This window comes from Neobacillus sp. (assembly GCF_031988165.1).
GTDB lineage: Bacteria > Bacillota > Bacilli > Bacillales > Cytobacillaceae > Neobacillus > Neobacillus rhizosphaerae.
The window spans coordinates 44,713-53,031 of the sequence record NZ_DALZYO010000039.1; the positions used below are offsets into that span (position 1 = coordinate 44,713).

The 8,319-nt window shown below is 33.7% G+C and carries 7 protein-coding genes and 2 pseudogenes; 1 reads left to right on the top strand and 8 read right to left on the bottom strand.

All coding sequences use genetic code 11. From position 1 onward, the window contains the following. Positions 1–181: 181 nt before the first annotated feature. The 5 genes and pseudogenes from RTR43_RS20410 to RTR43_RS20430 all read right to left on the bottom strand — a co-directional run. Positions 182–814, bottom strand: a complete 633-nt coding sequence (locus tag RTR43_RS20410; protein WP_312474515.1) for a hypothetical protein — start codon at positions 812–814, stop codon at positions 182–184. A gap of 202 nt (positions 815–1,016) precedes the next feature. After that, the gene (locus tag RTR43_RS20415; protein ID WP_312474516.1) at positions 1,017–1,874 is read right to left on the bottom strand and encodes a hypothetical protein; all 858 of its coding nucleotides are present in this window, start codon (positions 1,872–1,874) and stop codon (positions 1,017–1,019) included. After that, complete coding sequence (locus RTR43_RS20420; RefSeq protein ID WP_312474517.1) at positions 1,855–2,784, bottom strand: WD40/YVTN/BNR-like repeat-containing protein; 930 nt, start codon at positions 2,782–2,784, stop codon at positions 1,855–1,857. The genes RTR43_RS20415 and RTR43_RS20420 overlap by 20 nt, the downstream gene beginning before the upstream one ends. A gap of 81 nt (positions 2,785–2,865) precedes the next feature. Next, complete coding sequence (locus RTR43_RS20425) at positions 2,866–3,501, bottom strand: pentapeptide repeat-containing protein (RefSeq protein WP_312474519.1); 636 nt, start codon at positions 3,499–3,501, stop codon at positions 2,866–2,868. Between the two features lie 214 nt (positions 3,502–3,715). Then, positions 3,716–3,964, bottom strand: a pseudogene (locus tag RTR43_RS20430) (DUF6688 family protein); the annotation flags it as partial. A 264-nt stretch (positions 3,965–4,228) separates the two neighbouring features. Here RTR43_RS20430 and RTR43_RS20435 point away from each other — a divergent pair. Continuing rightward, positions 4,229–4,576 carry a Lin0512 family protein gene (locus RTR43_RS20435; protein ID WP_312474532.1) on the top strand — a complete coding sequence of 116 codons (348 nt, stop codon included), beginning with the start codon at positions 4,229–4,231 and terminating at the stop codon, positions 4,574–4,576. A 192-nt stretch (positions 4,577–4,768) separates the two neighbouring features. Here the strand turns inward: RTR43_RS20435 and RTR43_RS20440 are convergent, their stop codons facing one another. The 3 genes and pseudogenes from RTR43_RS20440 to RTR43_RS20455 all read right to left on the bottom strand — a co-directional run. Next, positions 4,769–5,428, bottom strand: coding sequence for an HAD family hydrolase (locus RTR43_RS20440; protein WP_312474522.1), 660 nt, complete (start codon positions 5,426–5,428; stop codon positions 4,769–4,771). 674 nt (positions 5,429–6,102) lie between these two features. Beyond that, a complete protein-coding gene (locus RTR43_RS20445; RefSeq protein ID WP_312474524.1) occupies positions 6,103–7,386 on the bottom strand; it encodes a histidine--tRNA ligase in 1,284 nt (427 codons plus the stop codon). Positions 7,387–7,876: 490 nt separating this feature from the next. After that, positions 7,877–8,319 (bottom strand): annotated as a pseudogene (locus RTR43_RS20455) (peptidase S8); the annotation flags it as partial.

The following is an 8,319-nucleotide window of genomic DNA, read 5'->3' on the forward strand; positions in this document are numbered from 1 at the left end:
GTTATTTTAAAGAAAAACAAGGATTATAATAAAAGCGCAAGAAAATGTAGATATTACCATAACATTATTTTAGAAAAATAAAAATGTTCGATTCCATATAAAAAGACCTACCTTTCTATTAGTTTCAAAGAAAGAAAAGGTCTTTTTTGCGAAAATTGGACTTAACTTGATGACTAAAGGGTCAGGCACCTCGATTTGGCGAGTTTTGTTTAAATTTAACCCCTTTCTGGTGAAGCAATCCATTAATATGTTCAAACTGTTCCACATTCTTTACAACTATGAATGGAGGATCGAAAATCGTCCTTTTCAGTCTAAATGTCAACTTAAAGGCATTGTTCACTTTTTCATCAAGACCATACAAAGCATGCCAGCGAACGATTTGTTCTGTCTCATAATGTTTAATTTGATTGTAAGAAACCAATTTCCCATTAAGAATGATCCCTTTAGGTAAAATAAAGAGATTGCCGCGATGGCGAACTGATTTCATAATGATGAAAAACAAATATGCCAAACTGAAATAAGACGATCCGAACCAATCAGTAGTTAGGACCATCACTAAAAGGATTGTCAGTAAACCAAGGGATGCAATAGTGCCCCATTTAACATATCGGTAGGACTTTGTTTTTTTGGTTATTGGCTCCATCTGTTTCCATTCATTTGGAATGATAATGCCATCAAACTCACTTTCAGTTATAGGATAAAGTGCAGCCTTTGAGGCATCAGCAGCCATTTTCAAATTTACTAGATTTCGAATTAAATAGTAGTTTCCAATGATAAACAGTACTGTAAATAAGACCGTTATAAGAATCGTCAATCATTCCTTTCCTTCATTTTTTTATCAGCATTGCAGCTAATTCATCTTATCCCTTTATTTTCAGCTCGCTATATGTTTTCAGTAATGCTGGACTAAGATCGTGCAAAAACATAAAAAAATATTTTCTTTAGGTTACAAGGAAAAAATGGTCAGTCCCACTCGGACGTTTAACCTTTCGTTTCCGCGGGACTGTCCCTAAAAATTAGAGATTTGAAGATTTATAATACAATATAATTGGCTCATTTTTCTCTATTGATGCTTTATATAGACTAATGTCACCTGTTGGCGGGACATCTGCTGCGGAATGGACCTCAAAATTTTCATTTAATGATATCGTCCAAACAGCCTGATCATTGGCCATTAGAACAACTGCAAGCGTTCCGAACTGAACGATATGATCCCAATCGAATTTTTCTATTTTCCCATTAGTGAAAACAGATATTCCCTCTTTATTACTAATAACCTCTGCATTGTTGCCCTGCCAGTGACCGTAAATGGATGGGCCCACATAATAATACCCTCCGCCTCCCCGATCACCATAGGTGCCAATGTATTGGTGGATGGAATGATCTTTTGCTTTATATGTAACCGCCGCAACATCATTTGCTATCCATTTTACCTTAATTTCTTTCGTCGTTGCATAAGGTAATCTTTCCTTAGGGAGTGCCAGAATCCCATAATAAGTTCGATTAAATATGGCTTCTCCAGTATCTGTATTTTCTTTGATTGACATGACATGTTTGAAATCAGGAGAAATGCTTACTATATTTTTAATTTGATGATTGCTATTTAAAAGCAGGCTCACATTAATAATGATAAAAAGAACCAACACCCCTGCTCCAATCATTTTCGGCTTTTTTGCAAATGCAAGCAGAAAATAGACTGCCAGTCCTAAACAGAGTACAGAAACGATATTGACGACATAAAATAGCCGATTATCGCTATATTCAATTTGAAATCTTGAGTGTAAGAACAGATATCCCATTTGCAAACAGAAAAAGCCTATTGATAAAAAGAAGAGTACCCAACCGCATATTTTTCTAATTTGATCCTTGTTCATTTGGTTTTACCTCCATGGAAAACTCCCATGTTTTCCCGTTATCATTCGAAAGAAACTTCCCTTTTACTTTTCCGCCTTCATAATCGCCGTTAGGCCCTTGATTGATGAAGACGGCTAAATGATCCTCTTCTTTAAAGGGCAGTTCAGCCGTAACAAATATCTTATGATATTGAACGGGAATAGTAATCGTTGCTTTCATCCAGGAATCCCCACCATCTTGCGTCACATAAAGGTCAGGTTCTTCTGGATTAATAAATCCATATGATAAAAAACCTGTATGTTCATCCACAAAGTCTCCGTCTGAAATTAACCTTGTCACATTCGATGAATTCGTCTCACTCCAAGACTTGCCACCATCATGGGTTACATAAACATTTGACATTTCCTGTGACATAGTCCGATCTCCGGAAAGAATGACATAGCCAAAATTCTCATTTAAAAAATTTACTTTTCGGAACCGAAGTGATGGATAATGATCAGTAACTACGACATCCTGCCAATGCTTACCCTGGTCAAGGGAATACGTCAAGATGATATTTTTGTCGGACCAGCCGGGGCCATCTGAGTATAAAAAGTCAGAACGATTTTTTGAAAGGATATAGCTATTTTCAATAAGTTCTTGTTTATTCCCACTATACTCGCCTTCAAATAATTTATCTTTTTCAATAGGAACGGTCGTCCAGCTTTTGCCTTTATCATATGTAATTTTTAGTTCATCACTTTGAAGAGAATAATCAATGGTGTGTTCAGCATGTAGAGCTTGTTCCTTTTGATCTGCTTGATTGTCCTGCACTTCGTTCATCTGATCTAGCTTTAATGGTGCAGTTTCGGCTGAATTTTGGTAAATGATTAAGCCGATGACTAAGCAAATTATCATAGCGGCGGTTATTCCTAGAATGATCTTTTTCACTTTGTTAATACTCCCTCTTTTATCGGTGCCTGACACCCGCTGAGCTAACTCTTCATACTGGGTGTCAGGCACCAACATTTCTTAATCTTTAATAATCAAACCCATTAGTGTAGCAAATTGAATAGCTTGATAGGATGATACTTTGCATCCTTTTAAATCATCGATCGAAACCGTCAGTGTATCGAAAGTAGAAGAACTAATATCGATGCCCTTTAGTGATGTTTGATCAAAGTTTGCTCCATCAAGATTACAAACCTGAAATTCAACGCTTTTCAGTTTACAGTCATAAAAATCTGTACTTTTTAATGCAGAATCTTTAAAGATTACTTTTTCTAGCTTTGAATTTCCGAATGCCGACAAGTTTAATACAGAATCTTCAAATTGTACATTTCCAAAACGTGATTCAGTAAAATCCACACCTACTAATTTACTGTTTTTAAATACAACCCTGTGGATCGAAGACTTGCTCAAATTGGCATTGGATAGATCGCAGTTTTCAAACCAGACATCTGTTATGTCAATACCTTTAAAATCGGTATGATTGAACCGGCAATTCTTAATTACCATATTCGATAATCGCACTCTGCCAACCTTTTCATTTTCAAAAACAGAATCAATGACCTGACACATTTCTAGTTCTGGATCTTCTTCGTAAAAAATATCCTGGAAATTCCTTGTAGGTAATTCAGCTGAAATTTTTGGTAAATCAATTTTCATATGTAAGCCTCTTTCGTCAAATAATTTTGTTGAATACCTTTATTGTACAGATATTAGAAAAATAAAACAGCATGTCATTTGTTACATCGAAAAATTGAAATCCTTAAGTCAGGCCAAAAAATGGGGTCAGTCCCCCCACATACGTTTAAGTATAAGTTCAATGGAAGATTGACTCTATAGCATGTCTCTCGCTAAAAACTTGTCGTATTCCTAATCACTTTCTCAACTCACTATACTGAATATGTATCCGGTTTTCCGGTTTATGGTCGACTGAATACAGCACAAGGAGGAACAACCATTCTAATGGCTTCATTATGAGGTAGACAATATCGGCAGACCATTTAGATTGGATATGCCTACTGAGCGGATATCCGTACTTGTCGTAAAAGGCTCGAATAGCTTTATGACAGTTAGGTGTGTATTGCTCCAGAATGTTTTCAAAGGCATTGGCATGAACGCTTTGAGAATATTTGAATACTTAGGAGAATAAGAGTAATTACTTTTCGATACATAGAAATTCTCTGTATATATAAAATATTATTACATAGAATATCTATGTACAAGATATTTTTGTAAAATACTCCAAACTTTTTTATGGTTCCACAATTCAAAAATAGAATAATTCCTCTAAGAATACGAACTAGTATTTAAAATAGTTAATGAAAAACAGTAAAATAGAGTGGTAAATGCAAAAGGAATGGAAGATGAATCAATTATGGAAAAATAAATTTTTATTGAAACCGGGATGGGGATTGATATTCACGGTCAAAATATTACCCATGTAGCAGTTCGAGCAGTAAAAAATGCCATTCACTTTAATTCGATGCCAGGTATTCGTTCGGTGCTACCAGAAAACAGTTTAGATAATATGAGAGTGAATGTGAAACTCGCCGTTCCTTGTGATAAAGAAAAACTCGATATTACGGCTGTAAAAGAAGCCTTGCCATATGGGAAGGTTATATTGGAAGTAATGAATGGTGGTATGATGACAACCAGCGGGATTGTCCTCGAGGAAAAAGGAGATAAAAATGATTTGATGTACATAGTTGTCGCTTCGGTCGAGGTTGGCTATTAATTTTGCGCCATTCGGCCAATGGGGTCAGTCCCTCGTTAAGCTCCACGAATTGATACAGAAGGTGAAAATTTTGCTGGAATCAAAGAGTATAAGGTTACACAACGTGTAAACAAACAAGTTATAAATGCTATTTCCAACTGGATTCTTTCAGTTTAGGAAATATCAACAAAAGTTGTCTTCTGATTATGTTTATTATGTAAAATAACTTAATAATCTATCAAAAGAATTGATCTCGGCATATGGTTTTATTTCGGTATCATTCTTGATCATATAAGGATTGAACCATATGCCCTTTATATTTGCATTTTGACAACCACCAATATCCTTTTCTATGTCATCTCCAACGAATAATGCTGCTTCCGGTTGCACATTAAGCTTATTTAATGCTAATTCAAATATACGTTTGTCAGGTTTACTAAATCCCACTTCTTCAGAAATAATTATTATATCAAAACAACTATTTAAATTGGTGTTAATTATTTTAGCCTTTTGTCTCTGAGTTGAGCCATTTGTTATAATTGCAACATTAACATGCATCTTTATAGTATTTATGATATTTATAGTATTTTGGTTTATAGAAAAACAATGAGGAAAATTATTATTCCAAAAATCTTGAATGTAATTGCGTGGCAATCTATATTTTGGTGGAAATTCATCAAAAAATGATTCCAAAACTTTTACTTTGTCACTGTAGCCATAGCTTCTTTTATCATATTCCTTGAATTTCTGCAACATTTCGTTTTTTACTGAATGTTGTTTAACATCCTCATAACACTTCTCTAAAATAATTGAAAACAATTTATCTACTGCCTTATCCCTATCAAGTAAGGTATCATCTAAATCAAATAGCATTGCTTTATAACCCCTCAAATAACTTCACAGCCTTTCTCACATTATATAAATAATCCCAAGTTCGCACCTTCAAACTTTTGGTTTACTAAAAAATGTCATCTTCAACTATCGCACCCCGTTAGAGCTTAAGTGTAATATTTCACAATGTTATTTTATTTTTTTGCTTTATACCTTTTTATCGCATAGAAACACAAGATATATATCACTATAGAAATAACACATCCAAGAATACTGTTGCTACGAATATTAATACCGTTGGCACGAAGACACGATAAAGTTAAAACTGAAAGGACAACAGAAATTAGATAAGAAATTAATAGATTTTTAAAAGTCATATCCTTCTTGGTTGGTTCCCCTTTTACAAAAAAAAATTCTAAAATTCGCATTAATTTCACCGCCTTTATTTAAGATAGCATTTAATAAAAACAATCCTTTTTATTCTCTTAATTCCCATTATATTGCATTTTTAGCTTTTTAAAAATAATACCTATTAATCGTAAATTAAACCAATCCAAGCAAACACCTCATTATTACATTCAAATAATTCACTAACCTGCCAATAACTACCACAAAGTAAATCTTTATATTCATTTTACTATTATTACAAAATTTTTGGGTGATTTCTTATTGAACGCTAACGTACCCGTTTCTTGAAAAAGGAATTTTGTTCAAAGTCACCTAAACTGATATGATTCAATTCTTTCATCACCTGAAAACATATCTTTAATTTTAAACTGATTATTTTTGACTTCATCTTCACCAATAATAATAACATTGCGAACCTTTTCTTTATTTGCTTTCTCAAGAGCTTTTCCTAATTTTTTATTACTCATTTCATATTCGACTTTATAGCCTTCTTTTCTTAAATCATTTGCTACCAATAAGGCTTCTTTTTGAGTACCTAATGGAATTATATAATAATCTACATAAGGATTATCATTTAATTCTTTATCAGATGAACTCATAGCAGTATAAATTACATCTAAGCCGAATGATATTCCTACTGTTGAAAAGTTTTCGTTTGTACCTATCAACCCACCAATTGCATTATCATATCTTCCGCCACTCCCAATACTTGATTTAATAGATTGGTCAGATAAGAATATTTCATAAATAGTACCCGTGTATATCTCTAAACCTCTTGCTAAGAATGGATTAAATAAACATTGGTTATTAACACTTAGAAATTCTAGATAGGATTCTAGCTCTTTTAATTCATTTAAACCTTGCCTCACCTGTTCATTTTGTTTGGAAAATGATTCAAAGTAGCTGAAACTTGTATTCCTTTCATCAGTCAAAAATTGTTTAATTAAAATAATCGTTGAATTTGATAATCCTTGACCATTAAGCTCAGAAATTACAGCTTCTAAACCGACTTTTTCAAGTTTATCTAGAATTAAAACTACTTTATTGATTTTTTCAGATTCTGTGCCAAATCCATCAAGCATTCCAGTTAGTAATTTTCGATTGTTATATTGGATCGTTACCTTTAAATCAAGCTTGCTAAATGCATCCAATGCCATAACCATTAATTCAGCTTCTGCTATTTGTGAATCTACACCTACAATATCAACATCGCATTGTGTAAATTCTCGAAACCTTCCCGTTTTTATTGGTCCATCTCTAAATACTTTACCAATTTCATATCTCTTAAAAGGCATCTTAAGTGTTGGGTTCAATGCAATAACTTTTGCAAACGGTATAGTGAGGTCATATCGTAAAGCTAAATCTCTTTCACCTCTATCAGTTAATGTGTACATTTCTTCTAATATTTCGGCACCACCACCATATTTAGAAGCAAGTAATTCTGTGTAATTTAATATAGGTGTTTCCAGTGGTTTACATCCGTATTGGATAAAAACGTCTTCTAATGTTCTTCTAATGCCCCTTCTTACTACTTCAGCATACGGTAAGTAATCTAGTGTACCCTTTACATTTTGATAATCCATTTTCTTCATTTTCTTTACCTCCAAATTTTTTTATAAAAATAAAAAACCGCACTTGATTTAAGTGTTGAACTTAATCAAATACGGTTTAATAATAAATAGCCTTCCTATTTGCGATTTTTATAAATCGAATAGCAAGGCTACTTGATATGATGATGTAGTTGTGAGAACGAGATAATTGTCTTCTTAAATGAACGCATAAAAACTCACCTCTAATTTCCATTAAATGTATCATATTATAATGTAGTTTTCAATAACATTTTCTTTAAGGATTTAGCAGAGTATAAATCATTTGATAATTTAGGAGATGTTACGAAAGAAGTAGATCGAGTAATTCTGGAATATAACCATCACCGTTATCAATGGGACTTAAATAAAATGGCACCGGTACAGTATCGGGGCCACTTACTAGCTGCATAGGTGCTTTTTTAAACTGTCCATAATTGGGGGCACAGTTCAAAAGTGGAGAGCTCCTTTTGATATAAATGATGCTAACTTTCCTTTATTTCTTTTTCTTCACATTAATATACAATTTTCCGTCAGCTGTTTGTCTTAACTCATTGCCATAGGAATCCACAGCCTTCACCTCAATGATGGCACCGTCGGCTATCTTATCCTTCGTAGCGGTGTAATATCCGACATAATATCCTGGTGAAACCTCTATCATTGGAAGCTCTGTTCCATTCGTGAAGAATGATGCTTTCAAACCAGGCTCACTTGTAAACTCAATCTTTACACTTTCACCCTTCTTCATTTCCTTATCTTCAGAAGGTTTTACATTTTTAATCAATGGTGCCGTGTATTTCACATCAACTTTTAACGATTTTTCCGTCGTGTTTCCTGCCTTATCTTTGGCCAAAACCTTGATTTGATTGATTCCTTCATCCAGAATAATTCTGGCGGAATAGGTTCCATTTTCAACTTTTGCTGTTGTTCCATTGACAA

Bases quoted from the DNA above. Each gene is read 5' to 3' on its own strand.
- RTR43_RS20415 (WP_312474516.1), bottom strand. From the start codon at position 1,874: ATGAACAAGGATCAAATTAGAAAAATATGCGGTTGGGTACTCTTCTTT.
- RTR43_RS20425 (WP_312474519.1), bottom strand. From the start codon at position 3,501: ATGAAAATTGATTTACCAAAAATTTCAGCTGAATTACCTACAAGGAAT.
- RTR43_RS20440 (WP_312474522.1), bottom strand. From the start codon at position 5,428: ATGCTATTTGATTTAGATGATACCTTACTTGATAGGGATAAGGCAGTA.
- RTR43_RS20445 (WP_312474524.1), bottom strand. From the start codon at position 7,386: ATGAAGAAAATGGATTATCAAAATGTAAAGGGTACACTAGATTACTTA.